Source organism: Streptomyces sp. NPDC045846 (genome assembly GCF_056431605.1).
Genome location: NZ_JBWKKJ010000017.1, coordinates 56,271 through 77,138, shown reverse-complemented (window position 1 = coordinate 77,138; position 20,868 = coordinate 56,271). Strand labels below are relative to the sequence as shown.

Genomic DNA, 20,868 nt, shown 5'->3' with positions numbered 1-20,868 from the left:
AGGGACCCGTCCGTCGACGGGGTCAGTGAAGCTGAGCGGATCGGTCAGCTCCGTACCTACCGGTCAGTCACTACCTTCTCCTCAACTGCCCGCGCCCCATAGGACCGTTGGGAGAGCCGCATGCACGTCCGTACCAGAGTGGCCGGTGCCCTCACCGCCGCACTGCTCCTGTCGGCAGCCACCCCCACCGCGTTCGCCGACGACACGGCGACCGCCTCGCCGGGTGACATCGTCACCCAGTCCCCCACCGAGTTCCACCCGCTGCCCGGCCAGTGGACGAACACCAAGGCCTGGCACGTCACCTACCGCTCCACCACCGCCAAGGGCGGACCCAACGTCGTCTCCGGGACGGTCATCGTGCCCAACGACGGCCGCACCGGCCCGCGCCCCGTCGTGACGTATGCGGTCGGCACGGTCGGGCTCGCCGACTCGTGCGCGCCGAGTGCCAACTTCCCGTACGGCACGGCCGTCGAGGCCACCCTGATCAACCAGGTCGTGCAGAAGGGCTGGGCGGTCGCGGTCACCGACTACGAGGGCCTGGGCACACCCGGCGACCACACCTACACGGTCGGCCGCGCCGAGGGCACCGCCGTCCTGGACGCGGCCCGCGCGGCCGAGCGCCTCGGCATCCCGGGCGTCGACGCCAACTCGCCCGTGGGGATCATGGGTTACTCGCAGGGCGGCCAGGCCAGCAGCTGGGCGGCCGAGCTGCACGACTCCTACGCCCCCGAACTGAAGGTGAAGGGCACCGCGACCGGCGGCGTCCCGGCCGACCTCATGAAGGTCGCGGCCTCCAACGACGGCGGGCTCGGCTCCGGCCTGATCTTCATGGCGGCGGCCGGCCAGAACGCGGCCTTCCCGGAGCTGAAGCTGGACTCGTACCTGAACCCGGCGGGCAAGGCGCTGGTCGACTACTTCAGGAACAACTGCGTGGCCGTCGACACCACGGTGGGCTCGTTCAAGCACATCACCGACATGACCGTAAAGAACCCGCTCGAACAGCCCGACTGGCAGGCCAGGCTGGCCGAGTCGAAGCTCGGCACACACCGCCCGGACGCGCCGGTCTACCTCTACCACGGCACGGTGGACGAGCTGATCCCGTACGCGGTGGGCCAACAGCTGCGCTCGGACTGGTGCGCCCGGGGCGCGGACGTGGAGTGGCACGCGCTCCCGCTGCTCGGCCACATCGGCGGGGTCACGGTGGGCGGCGTCCCGGCCGCGAACTGGCTGGCGGACCGCTTCGCAGGCAGGCCCAGCCAGCCCAACTGCTAGGCCCGGCACATGAGTTGAGCCCGCTCCCCCATCACGAGGGGGGCGGGCTACAACCCGTACCGGCGGGCCGACTCCTCCTGCTGGGCGATGCGGTGGAGGGCGCGCAGGACCGGCTCGAACAGAAGGGTCGCGGCGACGGCCGTCTCCACCTTCTCCTCCTCGGAGGGGTGGGTCTCCACGAAGTCCAGGTCGCGGACGGCCGCCCGGTGCATGAGCTCGGCGTACGGGGCCATCAGCTCGGCGTTCCAGGGGTAGCCGAGCCGGATGAGCGTGGCCACGGCGACGATCAACGCCCGGTGGTCCGGGGAGAGTTCACCGATGTCCTGCGCGGTGGACCAGCCCAGCATCTCCAGCAGCCGGTCCACCTCGGCCCGGGCGGCGGCCACGCTCTCGTCACCGTCGTCCGGGTCGGGCCCGTGGGGCAGGGCCCACAGGGCGGCGCCCAGCCGCATGGTGCGGTCGAGGGAGTCGTCGTCGACGAACCCGATGACCTCCTTGGCGGTGGCCACGGGAAGCCGCCCGACCTCGATCAGGGCCCGCACGAGGCGGAGCCGGCGCAGATGGCTCTCGTCGTACTCGGCCGTGGTGGCCCCCACTTTGCGCCCCGGCGCGAGCATCCCCTGCCGCAGGTAGTACTTGATCATCGCGGTGGAGACCCCGCTCCGCTCGCTCAACTCTGCAAGCCGCATCCCTTGCGCCCTTCCTCGGATAACGCCATTATCCAAGATGTAGCCCTGGGGTAACTCCGCTATCCAACACGGGAGTTGCCCGCCGGGGAAGCCGTCCACCGAGGAACGCTGGAGGCACGATGTTCGCCAAGCAGAGCCCGACCCGCACGACGGCCGCCGCCGAGGGCGACGTGGTGGTGCTGCTGATCGGAATGCGCGTCAACCACTTCTGGGCGGTGCACCAGTGGGTCCCGGTGGGCCTCGCCATGTTCCGCATGCTCGGCGAGCTGGGCAGGGACAAGAGCCGCGGCCTGCTCGGCCACGTCCTGCTCACCGCTTCACCCCGCACGTACTACGTGGTCCAGTACTGGGAGTCCAAGGAGAAGCTGTACGCCTACGCGCACTCGCCGGAGATGTTCCACCACCGGGCGTGGGCGATCCTCAACCGCAAGGAGCGCAAGGGCAAGCTGCGCGGGCACGTGGGGCTGTGGCACGAGACGTACATCTCGCCCCAGGGCTCGTACGAGTCGATCTACGCGGACATGCCCCCGTTCGGCCTCGCCGCGGCGACGGGCGTGATCCCCCTGGAAGCCCGCGGCCGCACCGCGGCGGAGCGCCTGGGCCGGCGGAAGGCCCCTCAGGGGGCGGCGTCGGCAACCTCTGAATCGGCCGCCTCCTAAGAGCCGCCCGGTCAAGGGGTACTGGTTGCCTCGCAGGGGCGCGAGGAACTGCGCGAGCAACCAGGCACGGCGGGCGGACAAACCCGGGTTCGGGGGCGCGGGGAACTGCGCGAACAACCACGCACGGCGGACGGACAAACCCGGGTTCGGGGGCGCGGGGAACAGCGCGAACAACCACGCACGGCGGACGGACGAACCCGGGTATGGGGGGCGCGGGGAACGGCGCGAGCAACCAGGCACGGCCCGCAGTCGAAAGCCGGGTTGGGGGCGCGGGGAACTGCGCGACCAGCCACCCGGGCCCCGCGGCCGTAAGCGGCGGTAGGGGCGCGGGGAACTGCGTGAACGGCCCCCGACGGTCCGCAGTCGAAGCCCCCGCGCGCCCGGCAGAAGACCTACTCCGCGGAACGGCGGCGGCGCGTGGCCACCAGGATGCCCGCGCCTCCGGCGAGCGCAACGGCGGTGCCGCCCGCGGCCCACGGCAGCGCGGAACCGGCGCCGGTGGAGGCGAGGGAGGTGCCACCAAGGGCGGGTGCCGGGTCGTTCTCGGCAGCGGCGGTCACGGACTTGCCGCCCTTGTCGGCGGCGACCCCGGTGCCGGTGCCCTGCCCCGCCCCCTTGGAACCGTCAGGCTTGGACGTGCCCTCGTCCTTCTTCCCGCCGTCCTTCTTCCCCTTGTCCTTCTCCTTCTCCTTCGCGGCAGCGGCGTCGGCCTCGTCCTTCTTGCGGGCCTCGTACTGCCCCTTGTCGAGGAAGGCCTGGACGTCCTCGGGGGTGCCGAGGAGCGCCTTCTTGCCCGCCGCCTTCACCGCGGGTTCGCCGACACTCATGATCTGCGAGGCCAGGACCCGGTTGTCGACGATGCGGGCCTCGTACTGCCCCTTGTCGATGAACGCCTGGACGTCCTCGGGGGTGCCCCGGAGCGCCTTGGTCCCGGCCTCCTTCACACCCGGCCCACCGGCGTTGATGATCTGGCTGACGAGCACGCGGTTGTCGAGGTTGCGCGCCTTGAACTGGCCGACCTCCAGGAACTCCTTGATGGACTCTCGGGTGTCCTCGTTCAGCGCCTTGGCCCCGGCCTCCCGCACCGCACGCCCGCCCACGCTGATGATCTGGGCGACGCGCACCCGGTCGTCCTGGAAACGGGCCTCGTACTGGCCGACCTCAAGGAACTTCCGCACGGCGGCCGCACCCTGGTCGAGCGCCTTGCTCGCACGCTCCTTGAACTCCGGTCCCGCATCCTTGGCCGCCATCAGGCGAAGGAGCTCGACCCGGTCGTCGTCCTCCTGCTGCTTGGCCGTCTTCGTACCCGCGTCGGGCGCCGAAACGGCAGGCGCCTTGGCCTCGGCGGCGTACGCCGGAGAGGCCAGCAGAACGGCCGGCGCGATGGCTGCGGATGCGACGATTGTTGATATGCGCGTGAACTTCATGCCATTCCCCCGGTTACCCAGAAACTCATCATTAGTCCCTCGCATGCTACGTCGGCCTTGACTTTCCCTTTACACGGACCCCCGTCAGTCCCTGGGGTGGAGCTCCGCCCAGACGACCTTTCCGACGCCGGGCCGCGCCGTCACGCCCCACGCCACGGCGACGGCCGCCACGAGCAGCAGCCCGCGCCCGCACTCGGCGTCCTCCGCCACCGGCGCCGCGGCTGGCTCCCGCTCGCCCCGCGCGTCACCGACCTCGATCCGCAGCAGCTCCCCGAGCGCGAGCCGCACCTCGAAGTCCCGCCCGGCCACGTGACCGTGGGTCACGGCGTTGGCGGCGAACTCGGCGACGACCAGCGCGGCGGCGTCGGAACGCGGGCTCCCGTACGGGATGCCCCACGCGTCCAACTGCTGCACCGCCAGCCACCGAGCGAGCCGCGCGCCGCGCCGCGTACTGCTGAAATGACGTCGTCCATCGCGGGCCCTTTGTACGTGGCGAGGTCGACGCCGCGCGGCCCGCGGCGAGGGTGTGCGGCGCGGGCAGGGCCGCTGCCGGGCAGCGGGGGTGGTGGCTGTTGGTACACAGCGGCGCGGAGGCCGATACACAACCGTCCGGGCCCTGATACGTCGCCCGTGCAGGCTTCGAAGTGACCCTCCGCCCCCGAGACGGAGCCGCCACAGCAGTCACTCCCGAAGCAACAGGAGCAGGCCATGAAGACCCCCGCACACATCCCCTCCGACGCCACGGCCGCGGCCCGGCCCCGCAGGTTCACCACGCTCTGGACGATGACGACGGGAGCCGTCGGAGCGGCACTGCTCATCGGGTCCCTCGCGCTGATCACCGGCGCCTTCCTGACGGACTCGGCGGCGGGCGAATCGTGGCAGCCCGCCGGCACGCTCGGCGCGGTCGGGCTGTGCCTCGGCGCGACGATGGTGAGCGTCGGCGTGCTCGGCCGGAGCCTGGGGACGAAGTCGGGGCTCCGGTGAGCGCGCTCCTGCGCGGGGCTGCCGAACTCCCCGCGCGCGCCTGGCTCACGGCCTGCCGGTTCGGCGATGCCACTCTCGCCGGGGTGCACCGCCTCGGGTCGAGGAGCGCGCTGCCCTGGCCCCGGGAGGGGCAGGCGAGCGTGGAGGTCGTCGGGGTGGGCAGCCTGGGCACGGTCGGCGAGCAGACGCCGGTGCCGATCGCGAGCATCACCAAGGTGATGACGGCGTACGTGGTGCTGCGGGCGTTTCCGCTGGGACCCCGGGATGCGGGTCCCGTGATCCGTGTCGACCGCGCCGCCGCCGAGGAGTCCGCCTCGACGATCGAGTCGGTCGTACCCGTCGAGGAGGGGCAGGAGTACCCGCTGCGACACCTGCTGGAATTCATGCTGATCCCGTCGGGCAACAACATCGCCCGGCTGCTCGCGCGCCGGACCGCCGGTTCCGAGGCGGCCTTCGTACGCCGGATGAACGAGGCCGCGGCCGAACTGGGCCTGACCCGCTCCCGGTTCACCGGCTCCTGCGGCATGGACACGGGGAATGTCAGCACGGCGCGCGACCTGCTCACGCTGGCGGGGGCGGTGATGCGGAACGAGGTGTTCCGGACGATCGTCTCGACCCCCTCCGTCCGGCTCCCCGGGGGCCACGGCGAGGCCCACACCACGAACCGGCTGCTGGGGCGGTACGGGGTGGTCGGCCTGAAGACGGGGACGAGTACGCCGGCGGGCGGGAACGTCCTGTGGGCGGCGTACGCCGATGTGGGCGGGGCCCGGCGCCTGGTCCTGGGCGCGGTCCTGGCCCAGCGCGTGGGGCGGTCGCCGGTCCGGGCGAGGGCGGCGGTGTGGGCGTGCAGCCGGGGGCTGGTGCGGGGGGTACGGCGGGGAGCGGAGACCCTGGTGATCTCCCCCACCCCGCCCCTTCCCGAAAACCTCCGGTGGGAGACGGTGGCTGGGCGGGGCCGGGAGGGCGTGGAGGACTTGGAGGGCGGGGAGGGCTGGGCGTCCCGCCGCCTCGTCCACCCGCGGACCGTACGTGGCTGATCGCGCAGTTCCCCGCGCCCCTGAGCGGGTTGAAGCGAGCCCCGCGTTCCGACAGCCAAGCAAACCCCCAGGGCCCGCGCCCCATGCCCCCCGGGGGCGCAGGGGACGAAGTCCCCGCCGGGCCCCGGGGCGCGCAGCCCCAGGGGTGCAGGGGACGAAGTCCCCGCCGGGGGTCTGGGGCGCAGCCCCAGGGCAGCCCCCCCCTGCACGGGCGGGCGGGCGGACAAACCCCCAGGGGTGCAGGGGACGAAGTCCCCGCCGGGGGTCTGGGGCGCAGCCCCAGAGCTCAGGCCATCCAACTCTGCGCAACGGGCGGGCGGGTGGGCAAACCCCCGGGGTCTGGGGCGCAGCCCCAGAGCTCAAGCGATCCAACCCTGCGCAACGGGCGGGCGGGTGGGCAAACCCCCGGGGTCTGGGGCGCAGCCCCAGAGCTCAAGCCATCCAACCCTGCGCAACGGGCGGGCGGGTGGGCAAACCCCCGGGGTCTGGGGCGCACCCCCAGGGCTCAAGCCATCCAACCCTGCGCAACGGGCGGGCGGGTGGGCAAACCCCCGGGGTCTGGGGCGCAGCCCCAGGAGGCCCGCCCCGACCCCGGGTCACAAGCAGCCGCACCCCAGCGGGCCCGGCCCACCGACACCGGGTCACAAGCAGCCGCACCCCAGCGGGCCCGGCCCACCGACACCGGGTCACAAGCAGCCGCACCCCAGGCGGCAGGGTCGCACAACCCCGGTTCACAAGCGGCCGCACCCCCGGCGGCAGGGTCGCACAACCCCGGGTCACAGACGGCCGCACCCCCGGAGGGGCTACGCCGCGACCGGCACCGGGGAGTCGGAGGGCTCCTCTGCGGGCGACCCGGACGCCCGGTTGAACGCGTCCAGGTCCAGGATCTTCTCCCGCGCCGACACGATGACCGGCACCAGCGCCTGCCCCGCCACGTTCGTGGCCGTGCGCATCATGTCCAGGACCGGGTCGATCGCCATGAGCAGGCCGACGCCCTCCAGGGGCAGGCCCAGCGTGGAGAGGGTCAGGGTCAGCATGACCGTGGCGCCCGTCAGACCCGCCGTCGCCGCCGAGCCGATGACCGAGACGAACGCGATCAGGACGTAGTCGCCGACACCGAGGTGCACGTCGAAGATCTGGGCGATGAAGATCGCCGCGAGCGCCGGGTAGATCGCCGCGCAGCCGTCCATCTTGGTGGTGGAGCCGAACGGCACGGCGAAGGACGCGTACTCCTTGGGCACACCGAGCCGCTCGGTGACCTTCTGGGTGAGCGGCATCGTGCCCACCGAGGAGCGGGAGACGAAGGCGAGCTGGATCGCGGGCCAGGCACCCTTGAAGAACTGGAGCGGGTTGACCTTGGCGACGGTGGCGAGCAGCAGCGGGTAGACCCCGAACATCACCAGCGCGCAGCCGATGTAGACGTCCGCGGTGAAGGTGGCGTACTTGCCGATGAGGTCCCAGCCGTAGTCGGCGATGGCGAAGCCGATGAGGCCGAGCGTGCCGAGCGGGGCCAGGCGGATGACCCACCACAGGGCCTTCTGGAGGAGTTCGAGGACGGCCTCGCTGAGCGTCAGGATCGGCTTCGCCTTCTCGCCGAGCTGGAGCAGCGCGATGCCCGCGACTGCGGCCATGAACACGATCTGCAGGACGTTGAGTTCGGTGAACGGCGTCACCACGTCCGTCGGGATGATGCCGGTCAGGAAGTCCAGCCAGGAGCCCGTGTGCTTGGGGAGCTTGCCGTCCTTCGGGGTCAGCCCCGTGCCCGAGCCGGGGTTGGTGAGCAGCCCGATGGCGAGGCCGATGGCCACCGCGATCAGCGACGTGATCATGAACCAGAGCAGGGTGCGCGAGGCGAGCCGGGCGGCGTTGTTGACCTTGCGGAGGTTGGTGATCGACACCAGGATCGCGAAGAAGACGAGCGGCGCCACGGCCAGCTTCAGGAGCTGGACGAAGGTGCTGCCGATCTGCTCCAGGGTGTCCTTGAGCCAGCCGACGTCCTGGCTGCGGGCGAGCCAGCCGAGCAGGCCGCCGAGGACGAGACCGGCGATGATCTGGGCCCAGAAGGGGAACTTCGAGGATATGGAGAAGCCGCGCTTGGGCTTCTCCTGGGCGGTCGCGGAGGACACGGACATACTCCCGGGTGAGCGGAGACGGGGACTGATCGACGTTCGGGGATGAGCGCGGCGCCCGTTCACAGGGGACTGGTCAGCGTGGACCGGTCACGTAACGCGGAAGACGCCGCCGCATGATGCCGGGGTCAGACGTCGCGGCAACAGACCGCGGACATGCAGCGGCAGAGATCGACGTGCAGACGCGCCACGAGCGGAACGGCTCCGCCGGTGGGGTGCTGGTGCACTGCTGCTGTCGTCATGTCGAACACGTTAACACTTGAACTTTGAGAACCTCAAAGCAGTTCTTTTACCCCGGGATGACCACAAGCCCCTCTCGCCCGGCCGGAAACAGCGGCGGCCCGGTCCCGGAGCGGTGAGCTCCGGGACCGGGCCGTACTAGAGGGGTGAGGTGTCCTGCGCGGACGCCTACTGGGCGAGGCCGTCCTCCTGGGACCGGCTCGCCTCCAGCTTCGCCTTCGCGCTCTCCACCTTGGTGACGAGCTGCGCGGACATCGCGTCGCGCTGCTTGCGCAGCAGCACGAAGCTGAGCGGCGCGGAGATGACCAGGGCGAGCAGGATCACCCAGATGAAGTTGGAGTGGCCGAGCCCCTTGGGCAGCACGCCGAACTGGACCAGCAGGCCGACGAAGACCAGGCTGCCGATGAAGATCCCCACGCGCAGCATGGTGTACCAGATGGTGGCGCTCGGCTTGGCGGCGTTCACGACTGACCTTCTCTCTACGGTGGCCCCTGCCCGACTAGTGAAGCACGCCCACAATTGGATCAGTTCAGGGGGAGCAGCATGATGATGTCGTCGCGGTCGTCACCGTCGGCCACCCGGATCGCGCCGGGCACCCGTCCGACCTCCTTGTAGCCGCACGAGTCGTAGAACCGGTCGGCGCCGGTGCCGCCCCGGCAGGTGAGCCGGATCGCGTCGATGCCGCCGAGGCCGCGCACCGCGTCGGCCGTGGCCCGCATCAGGTCGCGGCCGTACCCCTTGCCCTGGTGCGCGGGGTGCACCATGACGGTGTACAGCCACACCCAGTGCGCCATCAGGCGGTGCGTGTTGTACGCGATGAACGCCGTGGCGGCGGCGCGCCCGTCCTCGTCGAAGCCGACGACCAGCCGCATCCGCCCGTCGGCCATGGCCGCGAGGTGCTTGACCAGTTCGGGCCGTACGTCCTCGACGGAGACCGGCGGCACGAACCCGACGGCCCCGCCCGCGTTGGACACCTCGGTCCACAGGCCGAGGATGTCGTCCCGCAGGGCCGGGGTGACCGCCGGGTCGAGCTGGAAGGTCAGTGTCATGGAGCTCTCGTTCAGAAGCGCATCGGCTGCGGCGCCTCGCGCAGCTCCGCGTCCGGACCGGGGTACTCGCGGATGATCTCGTACCGCGTGTTGCGCTCCACGGGGCGGAAGCCGGCCTCGCGGATGAGGTCGAGCAGGTCGTCGCGGGTGAGCTTGTTCGGCGTGCCGTAGTTGTCGGCGTCGTGCGTGATCTTGTACTCGACGACCGAGCCGTCCATGTCGTCGGCGCCGTGCTGGAGCGCGAGCTGCGTGGTCTGGAGGCCGTGCATGACCCAGAAGCACTTCACGTGCGGCACGTTGTCGAACAGGAGGCGGGAGACCGCGAAGGTCTTCAGCGACTCGGCGCCCGTCGCCATCGTGGTGCGCGCCTGGAGCTTGTTGCGGACCTTGCCGTCCTGCATGTCCACGAAGTCGTGCTGGTAGCGCAGCGGGATGAAGACCTGGAAGCCGCCGGTCTCGTCCTGGAGCTCGCGCAGCCGCAGCACGTGGTCGACGCGGTGACGCGGCTCCTCGATGTGCCCGTACAGCATGGTCGCGGGCGTCTTGAGGCCCTTCTCGTGGGCGAGGCGGTGGATGCGCGACCAGTCTTCCCAGTGCGTGCGGTGGTCCACGATGTGCTGGCGGACCTCCCAGTCGAAGATCTCGGCGCCGCCGCCGGTCAGCGATTCGAGCCCCGCGTCGATGAGCTCGTCCAGGATCTCGCTCGCGCTCAGCCCGGAGATCGTCTCGAAGTGGTGGATCTCGGTCGCCGTGAACGCCTTCAGGCCGACGTTCGGCAGCGCCTCCTTGAGGGCCTTGAGCGAACGCGGGTAGTAGCGCCAAGGGAGCGTCGGGTGGAGCCCGTTGACGATGTGCAGCTCGGTGAGGTTGTCGTTCTCCATCGCCTTGGCGAGGCGGACGGCCTCCTCGATGCGCATCGTGTACGCGTCCTTCTCGCCCGGCTTGCGCTGGAACGAGCAGTACGCGCACGAGGCCGTGCACACGTTGGTCATGTTGAGGTGGCGGTTCACGTTGAAGTGGACGACGTCACCGTTCTTGCGGGTGCGCACCTCGTGGGCGAGCCCGCCGAGCCAGGCCAGATCGTCCGACGCGTAGAGCGCGATGCCGTCCTCGCGGCTGAGCCGCTCGCCGGCCCGGACCTTCTGCTCCAGCTCGCGCTTGAGTCCCGCGTCCATCAAGGCCGCCTCCCATACGTGTGTCTTTCAGGCTCCACCAAAGGTACGCCCCGTCCTACTCGGGAAGTTCCCCGACCCGGTTCTCCCACTTGGTGGAGAGCACGATCGTGGTACGGGTGCGCGAGACGCCCTTGGTCGAGCCGAGCCTGCGGATCGTCTTCTCCAGGCCGTCGACGTCCCCGGCCCGGATCTTGAGCATGTACGAGTCGTCGCCGGCGATGAACCAGCAGTCCTCGATCTCGGCGAGGTCGCGCAGGCGCCGGGCCACGTCCTCGTGGTCGGCGGCGTCCGAGAGGGAGATGCCGATCAGCGCGGTGACGCCGAGGCCGAGCGAGGCCGCGTCCACGGTGGCGCGGTATCCGGTGATGACACCGGCGGCCTCCAGCCGGTTGATGCGGTCGGTGACGCTGGGGCCGGAGAGCCCGACGAGTCGGCCCAGTTCCGCGTACGAGGCCCTGCCGTTCTCCCGCAGTGCCTGGATGAGCTGCCTATCGACGGCGTCCATATGCCTGAAGCCTTCCATTGTTCAGCGATACCGCGATTTTAAGTGTAGAATCTAAGGCATGCAGGGCCAACACCCTGCGAATCATTCAGCTGCTTGCATAAATTTCCAGCAGATCAAAGACGATCTTTCAGGAGTTGTCACCGTGTACACGATCGAGATGGCCTACGCCCGGATGCGCGAGCTTCAGGACCTGGCCAACCGGTCCCGTGCCCACCAGCCGTCCGCGACGAAGCCCCGCGCCCCCAAGCGCGCCGCCAAGAAGCGCTAGTTCTCGCGAGAGCCACCTCCCAGGTCCCGGCCCCGCTCGCCCCGAGCGGATCCCGACCCCAGCTCTCCCTCCCAACGGCGGTACAGGCCGTGCGGCACCCCAGCCGCATCCAGTACGCGCCCCGCGACGAAGTCCACCAGATCCTGGATGTGCGTCGCCCCCGCGTAGAACGCCGGAGAGGCGGGCAGCACCACCGCGCCCGCCTCGTCCAGTGTCACCAGGTGCTTGAGCGTCTGCCCGTTCAGCGGCGTCTCGCGCACCGCCACCACCAGCCTCCGCCGCTCCTTGAGCGTCACGCTCGCGGCCCGCTGCAACAGGTCCTTCGAAAGCCCGAGCGCGACCCCGGCCACACAGGCCGTCGACGCCGGCACGATCAGCATCCCCTTCACCGGATACGAGCCCGACGAGGGCCCCGCCGCCAGATCCCCGGCCGCCCAGTGCCGTACGTCCGAGACGTCCAGCGCGCCGAAGGTGTCCGGCTTGCCGTCGGCGCCCCGCGCCAGCCAGGCCCGCAGATCGTCCTGCCAGTGCGCGTCGCGGAACGCGATGCCCGTCTCGTCGAGCAGCGTCAGGCGCGAGGCCCGCGAGACCACCAGGTCCACGCTCTCCCCGGCGGCCAGCAGCGCGCGCAGCACCGCCGCCGCGTACGGCGTCCCGGACGCACCCGAGATCCCGACCACCCACGGCTTGCGCTGCTGACTGTGTACGTTCACGTGCTCCACGTGTCCGAGCCTATCCGGCGGCCCGCGCCCGGGCCCGGGTCAGGTGGTCAGAGCGTCAGGCCCCGCACCAGCAGGTCGATGAGCGCGCAGACGAAGAGGGCGATCCCGATGAAGCCGTTGACCTGGAAGAACGCCCGGTTCAGGCGCGAGAGGTCATGCGGCTTGACCAGGGTGTGCTCGTAGAGGAAGGCCCCGAGCACGACGAGCAGTCCCAGCCAGAAGAAGAACCCGGCGCCGGTGGCGAGGGCGTACCAGACGAGCAGGGCCATCGTCACCGTGTGGCAGCCGCGCGCACCGTAGATCGCGGCCGGGATGCCGAAGCGCGCCGGCACCGACTTCACACCGTGGCCGCGGTCGGCCTCGACGTCCTGGCAGGCGTAGATCAGGTCGAAGCCGCCGATCCAGATGCCGATGGCGAGACCCAGGATCACCGCGTCCCACGACCAGGAACCGGTGATCGCGATCCAGGCGCCGACCGGGCCCATCGCCTGCGCGATGCCGAGGATGGCCTGCGGGAAGTTGGTGAACCGCTTCCCGTACGGATAGACCACCATCGGGATCACCGCGACCGGCGCGAGCGCCAGGCACAGCGGGTTGAGCGCGGCGGCCGCGCCGAGGAAGACGACGAGGGCGATGAGCGCGCCCGTCCAGGCGGAGCGCACCGACACCGCGCCGGTGACCAGCTCGCGGCCCGCGGTGCGCGGGTTACGGGCGTCGATCTCGCGGTCGATGATCCGGTTGCAGGCCATCGCGAACGTACGCAGCCCCACCATGGCGACGGTGACCAGGAGCAGCCGCCCCCAGTGGATGTTCCGGTCGAGCTGGAACATCGCGGTCAGCGCGGCGATGTAGGCGAAGGGCAGGGCGAAGACCGAGTGCTCGATCATGACCAGGCGCAGGAACGCCTTGGTGCGGCCCGGCTGCGGGACCGCTGCTGCTGAGGCGCTCACGAGAGTCCTGGTTCATCTCCGCGGCGGCGGGCGAACCCGCGCTCCGCGCTGCCGTTGTCCGTCATCTGCCAGCACCTCACAGTCCGTATTCCTTCCAACGCCTTGTCACGCGCTCGGCCGTCGCCGCGTCCGACTCGACCATGGCGGGCCACCCGCCATCGCGCGTGTACCCCTCCTCGGGCCACTTCGCGGTCGCGTCGATGCCCGCCTTTCCGCCCCAGAACTGCTGGTACGAGGCGTGGTCGAGGTGATCGACCGGGCCTTCGACGACGGTCAGGTCGCGGGCGTAGTCGGTGTTCCCGAAGGCCCGCCAGGACACCTCGTGCAGGTTGTGGACGTCGCAGTCGGCGTCCACGATCACGATCAGCTTGGTCAGCGACATCATGTGCGCGCCCCAGATCGCGTGCATGACCTTCTGGGCGTGCTTGGGGTACTTCTTGTCGATCGAGACGATCGCGCAGTTGTGGAAGCCGCCCGACTCCGGCAGGTGGTAGTCCACGATGTCCGGCACGATGATCTTGAGGAGCGGCAGGAAGAACCGCTCGGTGGCCCGGCCCAGCGGCCCGTCCTCGGTGGGCGGACGGCCGACCACGATCGACTGGAGCAGCGGGCGCCTGCGCATCGTCACGCAGTCGATGGTCAGCGCGGGGAACGGCTCCTGCGGGGTGTAGAACCCGGTGTGGTCGCCGAACGGACCCTCGGGCAGCATCTCGCCCGGCTCCAGCCAGCCCTCGATGACGACCTCGGCGTTGGCCGGGACCTGCAACGGCACCGTCTTGCAGTCGACCATCTCGATCCGCTTGCCCTGGATGAACCCGGCGAAGAGGTACTCGTCGATGTCCCCGGGCAGCGGCGCGGTCGAGGCGTACGTGACGGCCGGCGGGCAGCCGAAGGCGATGGCCACCGGCAGCCGCTCCCCGCGCTTGGCGGCGACCGCGTAGTGGTTGCGGCTGTCCTTGTGGATCTGCCAGTGCATGCCGATGGTGCGCTTGTCGTGGCGCTGGAGCCGGTAGAGCCCGAGGTTGCGCACGCCCGTCTCGGGGTGCTTGGTGTGGGTGAGCCCCAGGTTGAAGAACGAGCCGCCGTCCTCGGGCCAGGTGAAGAGCGCGGGCAGCTGGTCCAGGTCGACGTCGTCGCCCTTGAGGACGACCTCCTGGACGGGGGCGGCCTCCTGCTTCACCTTCTTCGGCGGCACGTGCACCATCGAGCCGAGCTTGCCGAAGGCCTCGCGGATGCCGACGAAGCCCTGCGGAAGCTCCGGCTTCAGCAGCCCGCCGATCTTGTCGCTGATCTCCTCGTACGACGTGAGCCCCAGCGCCTTCAGCAGGCGGCGGTCGGTGCCGTACACGTTCATGGCCAGGGGCATCGAAGCGCCCTTGACGTTCTCGAAGAGGAGGGCCGGGCCCCCGGCCTTGTTGACCCGGTCGACGATCTCGCCGACTTCGAGATACGGGTCGACCTCGGCCTTGATGCGCTTGAGGTCGCCCTCGCGCTCCAGCGCCCTGAGCAGCGATCGGAGATCGTCGTAAGCCATGGGGTCAAGTATCGGGCACCCGCTACCCTGGGCCGGTCACCGGGGCCGAGGCACGGCCCGCAACCGTTCCCGGGGGGACCCTCCAACCATGCTCAGGTATCTGCCGTTCCTGCTGGTCCTGGCGCTGTGGATCTACGCGTTCATCGACTGCATCAACACCCCGGAGGAAGAGGTCAAAGGCCTCCCCAAAGTGGTGTGGATCATCATCATCCTGCTCTTCGGCGAGGTCCTGATCGGACCGGTCGCCTGGCTGGCCGCGGGCAAGGTCCGGGGCGGGAACCCCGCCGGACGCTGGACGGCCCCCGATGACAACCCGGCCTTCCTGGCCTCCCTCAAGGAGGAGAACAAGAAGGACGAGGCGCTCCTCAAGGACTGGGAGGCGGACCTGCGCCGCCGCGAGGAAGAACTCAAGCGGCGCGAACGGGGCGAGGAGTAACCCTGCCCGTCATGGGGGTCCCCCCTGGCCCTTAAGGCCTTGGGGGAATGTGAGGACGAGCGCCGTTCAGGCGCGAACGGGGTCTGGGGCGGAGCCCCAGAGGGCCTCCACCCCAGTACTGGGTACCGACTCAAACCCCCGCGTAACTGTGCTTTCCGTTCACGAAGATGTTCACGCCGTAGTAGTTGAACAGCCAGCACCCGAACGCGATCAGCGCGAGCGTCGCGGCCTTGCGGCCCTTCCAGCCGGCGGTGGCCCGGGCGTGCAGGTAGCAGGCGTACGCGACCCAAGTGATGAACGACCAGGTCTCCTTGGGGTCCCAGCCCCAGTAGCGGCCCCAGGCGTCACCCGCCCAGATCGCGCCCGCGATGATCGTGAACGTCCACAGCGGGAAGACGGCCGCGTTCACGCGGTAGGCGAACTTGTCGAGCGAGGCGGCCGCGGGCAGCCGCTCCATGACGGAGGTCGCGAAGCTGCCCGGCTTGCCGCCCTCGGCGAGCTTGGCCTCGTACCGGTCGCGGAAGAGGTAGAGGATCGTGGCGACCGCGCCCACGTAGAAGACGGCGCCGCAGAAGATCGCGGTGGAGACGTGGATCCACAGCCAGTACGAGTGCAGGGCCGGGACCAGCTGGTCGCTGGCGGTGTAGAGCACGGTGACCGCGAGGCCGAGGTCGAGCAGGACCGTGGTGACCAGCGGAAGGCCGAGCCAGCGGACGTTCTTCTTCAGGGCGAGCAGGCCGAGGTACACGCCGACCGCGACCGTGGAGAACGTCAGGTTGAACTCGTACATGTTGCCCCACGGCGCCCGCTGCACGGACAGCGCGCGGGCCAGCACACCGGCGAACTCGATGAGGAAGGCGAGGACCGTCAGAGAGATGGCGATGCGGCCGTAGAGGTCGCCCTTCTCGTCCCCGCCGGAGGCGCCGGGGCCGTCCGGGACATCGCGCGAACCGCTGGCGGACCGCGTCACGACCTTCGGGCGCTCCAGGACGGCGGTGCCGCCGTTCTTGGTGGCGACCTCGACCTTGACGGTGCCCGCGTCCTTGGCGTTCTGCCCGGCGCCGGTCAGCGCGGCCGCCGTGCGGGCGACCTTGCTGCGGCTGCCGAAGAGCCACTCGGCCATGTTGGCGAAGAAGGCCAGCAGATACACGGCCATCGACGAGTAGATCAGGTAGTTGCTGGTGTGCGCCAGGCTCTCATTGGTGGTGGCGGCGAGATTCACTTCTCAGCCCCTTCGGCAGGAACAACTGAGGGTTCGGGTTCGGGATCCGGCGCGGTCGGCGCCTGCGGGATGAGCGTGACCGCGAGATCGGCCAGCTCCTCGGGAAGCTTCGTGGACTCGCTGCGGCCGAGCCCGGCCATCTCGACGACGGTCACCCCGTCGTCGCCCTTGACGGCGCGGACCCAGACCCGGCGCCGCTGGATGAACAGCGAACCGGCGAGGCCCGCGATGGCCCCGATCGCGCCGGTCAGGGCGAGACCGTTGGCCGGCTGGTGGGAGATCTGGAAGCTCGCCCACTGCGGGATGGGCCCCTTGTCGAAGGTGATCGACCCGGCGCCGTCCGGCAGTTCAAGGCTCTCGCCCGGCAGCAGCAGTTTCTTCAGGATGTTGCCCTGGGCGTCCTTGAAGGGCTTGATGGAACGGCTGCTCGTGTCCAGCTGGTACACGTTCTTCGGCAGCCCCGAGTTGAGACCGAGGTCACCGTGGTACGCGCCGACGTTGAGGACCGGGAAGTCGGCCGCGGGGAACTTCGAGAACATCTGGGTCGCGCCGGTTCCCTTGCCGCCGAAGGTCGGCACGAAGAAGGCGGCGAAACCGAGCTGGTCCTTGTTGCCCTTGGCGTCGCGGTAGCCGTCGAGCACCTTGATGGCGCCGCTGGACGTGAGGTTGTTGTCCATCGGCAGCAGCGGCACCGAGCCGTGGAAGACGACGTTGCCCCGGCCGTCCTTCACGGTGACCGACGGCGCGTAGCCGTGGGAGAGCAGGTAGACCTTGGAGCCGTCGACGACGAGCGGCTTGTTGACCTCGACGGTCTTCTGCTGCGCCTTGCCGTTGGCACCCTCGGAGTAGGTGAGGTGCGCCTTGAACTCGCGGGCCGTGCCCAACTCGGGCCCGCTGCGCTCGTACGACGCGTCGAAGCGGTCCAGGGTGAAGCTGAACGGCGCCAGGTCCTCGGTGTTGAACAGCGAGCCCGACTTGAAGTCGTCGTACTGCGTGAGCGTGTTGGAGAAGCCGTCGCCCTGGACGACGAGCTTGCCGCCCTCCGACTTGAAGAGCTGGCCGGCGGCGAACGCCACCAGGATCACGATCAGCGAGACGTGGAAGATCAGGTTGCCGGCCTCGCGCAGGTAGCCCTTCTCGGCGGCGACGGCGTCGCTGCTGAGGCGGGCGCGGAAGCGGCGCTTTTTGAGCATCGCGAGCGCGGCCTCGCGGACCTGCTCGGGCTCGGCCTCGGTGCGCCACGTCGTGTACGCGGGCAGCCGGGTCAGGCGGCCGGGCGCGGCCGGCGGCTGTCCGCGCAGCTGGCCGACGAACTGCCAGGTGCGTGGCACGATGCAGCCGATGAGCGAGACGAACAGCAGGATGTAGATCGCGGAGAACCACACCGAGCTGTAGACGTGGAAGAGGCCGAGCTTCTCGTAGATCGGCGTGAGCGTGTCGTGCCGCTTCTGGAAGTCGGCGACCTTCATCTCGTCGACGCTGGTCTGCGGGATCAGCGAGCCGGGGATCGCGCCGAGCGAGAGCAGGAAGAGCAGGATCAGGGCGACCCGCATCGAGGTCAGCTGCCGCCAGAACCAGCGGATCCAGCCGAGGACCCCGATGCCGACCGGGCCGTTGGACCGCTCCTCGGTCGGGGCGGTCGAGAGCTGCGCCCCGGCCTCGCCGAGGTCGGGCTCCGGAGTCGATTCGGTCTTGCTCATGCGTCAGACACCCACCTGAAAGCCTTGGGACCAGCCCTGTACCTGCTGGACGAGCTCCGCCCAAGCCCCGGTCAGCAGCAGCACACCGGTCACGATCATCATGCCGCCGCCGATCCGCATCACCCATACGTAGTGCTTCTTGACCCAGCCGAAGGCGCCGAGCGCCTTGCGGAAGGCGACCGCCGCGAGCACGAACGGCAGGCCGAGGCCGAGACAGTACGCGACCGTCAGTATGGCCCCGCGGCCCGCGCTCGCCTGGTCCATGGCCAGCGCGTTCACCGAGGTGAGCGTCGGGCCCAGGCACGGCGTCCAGCCGATGCCGAAGAGCGCGCCGAGCAGCGGCGCCCCCGCGAGACCGGTCACCGGGCGCCGGTGGAAGCGGAATTCGCGCTGCGTCATCCAGGGCATGAGACCCATGAAGAAGACGCCCATCAGGATCATCAGCACCCCGAGGACCTTGGAGAGCGTGTCCCCGTACTCCTGGAGGTTCCTGCCGAAGTAGCCGAACAGGGCGCCGCCGGAGACGAAGACGGCGGTGAAGCCGAGCACGAACAGGCTGGCGCCCGCCACCATGCGGCCGCGCCGGGCCTCGGCCAGGTCGGTGCCGGTGACTCCGGTGACGTACGAGAGATAGCCGGGGACCAGCGGCAGCACACAGGGCGAGAAGAACGAGACGAGGCCGCCGAGTACGGCGACCGGCAGGGCCACCAGAAGGGCGCCGCTGAAGACCGTCTCGTTCATTCCGCCGACGGCGGCCAGTGCCATCACGCGATCACTTCTCCGCGATCAGCGGGTCGATCATCTGGTGCAGCTTCGTGTCGTCGAGTGCCATCAGGGCGCGTGCGGCGATCTTTCCGTTCCGGTCGAGAACGATCGTCGACGGAATGGCCTGCGGATTCAGGCTGCCCTTCGGGAAACGCAGAATGAGCTTGCCGATCGGGTCGTACAGGCTCGGGTAGTCGACCCCGAATTCCTTCTCGAACTGCTGGGCCGGGCCCTTGTCGGTGTCCCGGGTATTGATCCCGACGAACTCGACGCCCTTGGCCTTCGTGTCCTTGGAGACCTTGGCCAGATACGGCGCCTCGGCCCGGCAGGGCGCGCACCAGGAGCCCCACACATTCAGGACGACGATCTTGCCCTTGAGAGAGGCGACGTCGAGCTGCTTGCCGTCGACGGTTTCGCCGGACAGCTCCGGGGCGTTCTGGCGGTCGCCCTTGGCCACGGTGGCGATCCCGCCGGTACCGGTGACGAACTTGGTGTCACCGGAACCACCGGACGTACCACCGGAACCGCAGGCCGTCAGGGTCAGCGCACCGGCGGCCGCGGCAGCCGCGGCCAGCGTCAGGGTGCGACGGCGTCGGAAGGCAGGACTCACGGACATGTGAAAAGTTTCGCATGGCGGTTTCGGGGATCTTGCGCGCCCCCCTGGCTGCCCGTAAAGCCCCTTGTCAGGAACGCCTAAACAGACTTCATGAACGCGTTCCAGCCACCGGTGGGGGCCTGTCCCACGCCCAGCGTACGGAGCTTGGCGAGCACCTTCGGGTCCTGTACGTCGAGCCAGTCGACGTACTGCTTGAAGGAGACGAGCCTCACATCCTTCTTCTCGTCGCGCTGCGCCGCGATGCCCTTGAACGCTTCCTCGACCGCGTCCATGTAGATGCCACCGTTCCACTCCTCGAAGTGGTTGCCGATGTAGAACGGCGCGCGATTTGTTTCGTAGGCGCGCTTGAATCCGGCGAGATAGGCCTCGGTCGCCTGCTTGCGCCAGCCCGGGTAGTTGGCCGGGGGCGCCTTGGTCGAATTCTGCGACTGGTTGGCGAGGATGTTGTAGTCCATCGAGAGGACCTGGAACGAATGCCCGGGGAAGGGTATTTGCTGGAGCGGCAGGTCCCACAGGCCGTGTCGCTTGACGGGCCACACCTGGGTGCCGCCGGGCGACGAGGCGTCGTAGCGCCAGCCCATCTTCTGCGCGGTGGGCAGCAGGTTGTCCTGGCCGAGCAGACAGGGGGTGCGGCCGCCGGCGAGCTCGTGGCGGTAGTCGAAGGGCAGCGGGTCCTCGTCCGTCCAGCCCGTGTTGGTCTTCCACTTGGTGACGAAGTCGATCGCCTGGTCTATCTCGCTCTGCCACTGGGCCGGGGTCCAGCGCTCGACCGTGCCGCGCCCGGAGCAGAAGTGGCCGTTGAAGTGGGTGCCTATCTCGTGGCCGTCGGTCCAGGCCTGGCGGACGTACTTCAGCGTCTCCTTGAGGTGGGGATCGGAGAGGTAGCCGATGTCGGAGGCGCCGACGGGGTTGTTCGGCGGCTGGTAGAGCCGCTTCTTCGCCTCGGGCAGCAGGTAGAGCCCGGAGAGGAAGAAGGTCATGCCCGCGCCGTGGTCCTTGGCGAGCTGGAGGAAGCGCGGGAAGAGGCCGTTGCCGACCTCGCCGGCGCCGTCCCAGGAGAAGACGACGAACTGGGGCGGGGTCTGGCCGGGCTCGAGCGGGACGGGCTTGTCGGGCTGGTGCGGCTGCTTGCCGGTGTCCGAAGTGGAACCGTCGCCTATCAGTTTCGCGTCGGCCTTCTTGCCGGCCGCGTCGCCGCCGGTCCCGCCGCCCGCTCCGCCACCGCTCGAACTGCCGCAACCGGCAAGCCCGGCCGCGGCGGCGGCCCCCAGACCCAGTCCCAGCATGCCCCTTCGGCTGAAGTTCCGGCCGATCTCCCGCATAAGCCCGTCCGTTCCCATCGCGTCGCACCGTCGTCTCGTCGTCCTCGAACCCAAGCGCGTCACCGCAGTTGGGCAATCTGTGAGATGCCGGGCGAAACAGTGATGGTTCCCCACGGCTCGCACAAATCTTCTTAAACCGTACGAGGTGGGGAGTGCGGGCCGAAGGG

At 69.8% G+C, this 20,868-nt stretch carries 22 protein-coding genes; 6 read left to right on the top strand and 16 right to left on the bottom strand.

What is annotated here, in order from left to right; translation table 11 throughout:
* Positions 1-120: 120 nt before the first annotated feature.
* Positions 121-1,272: a lipase family protein gene (locus AC07F3_RS35510; protein WP_479118818.1), complete on the top strand. Its 1,152-nt coding sequence runs from the start codon at positions 121-123 to the stop codon at positions 1,270-1,272.
* 47 nt (positions 1,273-1,319) lie between these two features.
* On the opposite strand, the gene AC07F3_RS35505 is transcribed toward AC07F3_RS35510, so the two are convergent.
* Positions 1,320-1,961, bottom strand: coding sequence for a MerR family transcriptional regulator (locus AC07F3_RS35505; protein WP_479118816.1), 642 nt, complete (start codon positions 1,959-1,961; stop codon positions 1,320-1,322).
* 119 nt (positions 1,962-2,080) lie between these two features.
* On the opposite strand from AC07F3_RS35505, the gene AC07F3_RS35500 reads away from it, so the two are divergent.
* Positions 2,081-2,620, top strand: a complete 540-nt coding sequence (locus AC07F3_RS35500; RefSeq protein WP_479118814.1) for a DUF4188 domain-containing protein — start codon at positions 2,081-2,083, stop codon at positions 2,618-2,620.
* A gap of 392 nt (positions 2,621-3,012) precedes the next feature.
* On the opposite strand, the gene AC07F3_RS35495 is transcribed toward AC07F3_RS35500, so the two are convergent.
* Positions 3,013-4,047 (bottom strand): hypothetical protein, encoded by a 1,035-nt coding sequence (locus AC07F3_RS35495; protein WP_479118813.1) that lies wholly within the window; start codon positions 4,045-4,047, stop codon positions 3,013-3,015.
* An 84-nt stretch (positions 4,048-4,131) separates the two neighbouring features.
* Positions 4,132-4,467: an ATP-binding protein gene (locus AC07F3_RS35490; RefSeq protein ID WP_479118882.1), complete on the bottom strand. Its 336-nt coding sequence runs from the start codon at positions 4,465-4,467 to the stop codon at positions 4,132-4,134.
* A gap of 288 nt (positions 4,468-4,755) precedes the next feature.
* On the opposite strand from AC07F3_RS35490, the gene AC07F3_RS35485 reads away from it, so the two are divergent.
* Together AC07F3_RS35485 and AC07F3_RS35480 are read left to right on the top strand one after the other, a co-directional pair.
* The gene (locus AC07F3_RS35485; RefSeq protein ID WP_479118811.1) at positions 4,756-5,031 is read left to right on the top strand and encodes a hypothetical protein; all 276 of its coding nucleotides are present in this window, start codon (positions 4,756-4,758) and stop codon (positions 5,029-5,031) included.
* Entirely contained in the window at positions 5,028-6,068 is a 1,041-nt protein-coding gene (locus tag AC07F3_RS35480; RefSeq protein WP_479118809.1) for a D-alanyl-D-alanine carboxypeptidase family protein, read from the top strand. Before AC07F3_RS35485 ends, AC07F3_RS35480 begins: the two co-directional genes overlap by 4 nt.
* An 803-nt stretch (positions 6,069-6,871) precedes the next feature.
* Here AC07F3_RS35480 and AC07F3_RS35475 read toward each other — a convergent pair.
* From AC07F3_RS35475 to AC07F3_RS35455, 5 genes are all read right to left on the bottom strand, one after another.
* A complete protein-coding gene (locus tag AC07F3_RS35475; RefSeq protein ID WP_479118807.1) occupies positions 6,872-8,200 on the bottom strand; it encodes a dicarboxylate/amino acid:cation symporter in 1,329 nt (442 codons plus the stop codon).
* Between the two features lie 405 nt (positions 8,201-8,605).
* Positions 8,606-8,902 carry a DUF4229 domain-containing protein gene (locus AC07F3_RS35470; RefSeq protein WP_479118805.1) on the bottom strand — a complete coding sequence of 99 codons (297 nt, stop codon included), beginning with the start codon at positions 8,900-8,902 and terminating at the stop codon, positions 8,606-8,608.
* A 59-nt stretch (positions 8,903-8,961) separates the two neighbouring features.
* On the bottom strand, positions 8,962-9,486 hold the full coding sequence (locus AC07F3_RS35465) for an N-acetyltransferase family protein (protein WP_479118803.1): 525 nt from the start codon (positions 9,484-9,486) through the stop codon (positions 8,962-8,964).
* 11 nt (positions 9,487-9,497) lie between these two features.
* The gene (gene mqnE, locus AC07F3_RS35460) at positions 9,498-10,661 is read right to left on the bottom strand and encodes an aminofutalosine synthase MqnE (RefSeq protein ID WP_469842253.1); all 1,164 of its coding nucleotides are present in this window, start codon (positions 10,659-10,661) and stop codon (positions 9,498-9,500) included.
* A 55-nt stretch (positions 10,662-10,716) separates the two neighbouring features.
* Entirely contained in the window at positions 10,717-11,166 is a 450-nt protein-coding gene (locus AC07F3_RS35455) for an Lrp/AsnC family transcriptional regulator (RefSeq protein WP_053728817.1), read from the bottom strand.
* Between the two features lie 142 nt (positions 11,167-11,308).
* On the opposite strand from AC07F3_RS35455, the gene AC07F3_RS35450 reads away from it, so the two are divergent.
* The gene (locus AC07F3_RS35450; RefSeq protein WP_262985355.1) at positions 11,309-11,434 is read left to right on the top strand and encodes a hypothetical protein; all 126 of its coding nucleotides are present in this window, start codon (positions 11,309-11,311) and stop codon (positions 11,432-11,434) included.
* Here AC07F3_RS35450 and AC07F3_RS35445 read toward each other — a convergent pair.
* From AC07F3_RS35445 to AC07F3_RS35435, 3 genes are all read right to left on the bottom strand, one after another.
* On the bottom strand, positions 11,431-12,156 hold the full coding sequence (locus tag AC07F3_RS35445) for a UbiX family flavin prenyltransferase (RefSeq protein ID WP_479118801.1): 726 nt from the start codon (positions 12,154-12,156) through the stop codon (positions 11,431-11,433). The two genes, AC07F3_RS35450 and AC07F3_RS35445, sit on opposite strands and share 4 nt — an antisense overlap.
* Before the next feature lie 47 nt (positions 12,157-12,203).
* Complete coding sequence (gene mqnP / locus AC07F3_RS35440) at positions 12,204-13,106, bottom strand: menaquinone biosynthesis prenyltransferase MqnP (RefSeq protein ID WP_114040316.1); 903 nt, start codon at positions 13,104-13,106, stop codon at positions 12,204-12,206.
* A 76-nt stretch (positions 13,107-13,182) separates the two neighbouring features.
* Complete coding sequence (locus AC07F3_RS35435) at positions 13,183-14,640, bottom strand: menaquinone biosynthesis decarboxylase (RefSeq protein WP_479118800.1); 1,458 nt, start codon at positions 14,638-14,640, stop codon at positions 13,183-13,185.
* 88 nt (positions 14,641-14,728) lie between these two features.
* Between AC07F3_RS35435 and AC07F3_RS35430 the strand changes: the two genes are divergently transcribed.
* A complete protein-coding gene (locus AC07F3_RS35430) occupies positions 14,729-15,076 on the top strand; it encodes a PLD nuclease N-terminal domain-containing protein (protein ID WP_479118798.1) in 348 nt (115 codons plus the stop codon).
* Positions 15,077-15,206: 130 nt separating this feature from the next.
* Here AC07F3_RS35430 and ccsB read toward each other — a convergent pair whose 3' ends face one another.
* The 5 genes from ccsB to AC07F3_RS35405 all read right to left on the bottom strand — a co-directional run bounded on the left by ccsB (position 15,207) and on the right by AC07F3_RS35405 (position 20,665).
* Complete coding sequence (ccsB, locus tag AC07F3_RS35425; RefSeq protein WP_479118796.1) at positions 15,207-16,298, bottom strand: c-type cytochrome biogenesis protein CcsB; 1,092 nt, start codon at positions 16,296-16,298, stop codon at positions 15,207-15,209.
* The gene (resB, locus tag AC07F3_RS35420; protein ID WP_479118794.1) at positions 16,295-17,998 is read right to left on the bottom strand and encodes a cytochrome c biogenesis protein ResB; all 1,704 of its coding nucleotides are present in this window, start codon (positions 17,996-17,998) and stop codon (positions 16,295-16,297) included. Before resB ends, ccsB begins: the two co-directional genes overlap by 4 nt.
* Positions 17,999-18,001: 3 nt before the next feature.
* A complete protein-coding gene (locus AC07F3_RS35415) occupies positions 18,002-18,763 on the bottom strand; it encodes a cytochrome c biogenesis CcdA family protein (protein ID WP_411292755.1) in 762 nt (253 codons plus the stop codon).
* A 7-nt stretch (positions 18,764-18,770) separates the two neighbouring features.
* Positions 18,771-19,379 (bottom strand): TlpA family protein disulfide reductase, encoded by a 609-nt coding sequence (locus AC07F3_RS35410; protein WP_479118793.1) that lies wholly within the window; start codon positions 19,377-19,379, stop codon positions 18,771-18,773.
* A 77-nt stretch (positions 19,380-19,456) separates the two neighbouring features.
* On the bottom strand, positions 19,457-20,665 hold the full coding sequence (locus AC07F3_RS35405) for a polysaccharide deacetylase family protein (protein WP_479118791.1): 1,209 nt from the start codon (positions 20,663-20,665) through the stop codon (positions 19,457-19,459).
* Between the last annotated feature and the right edge of the window lie 203 nt (positions 20,666-20,868).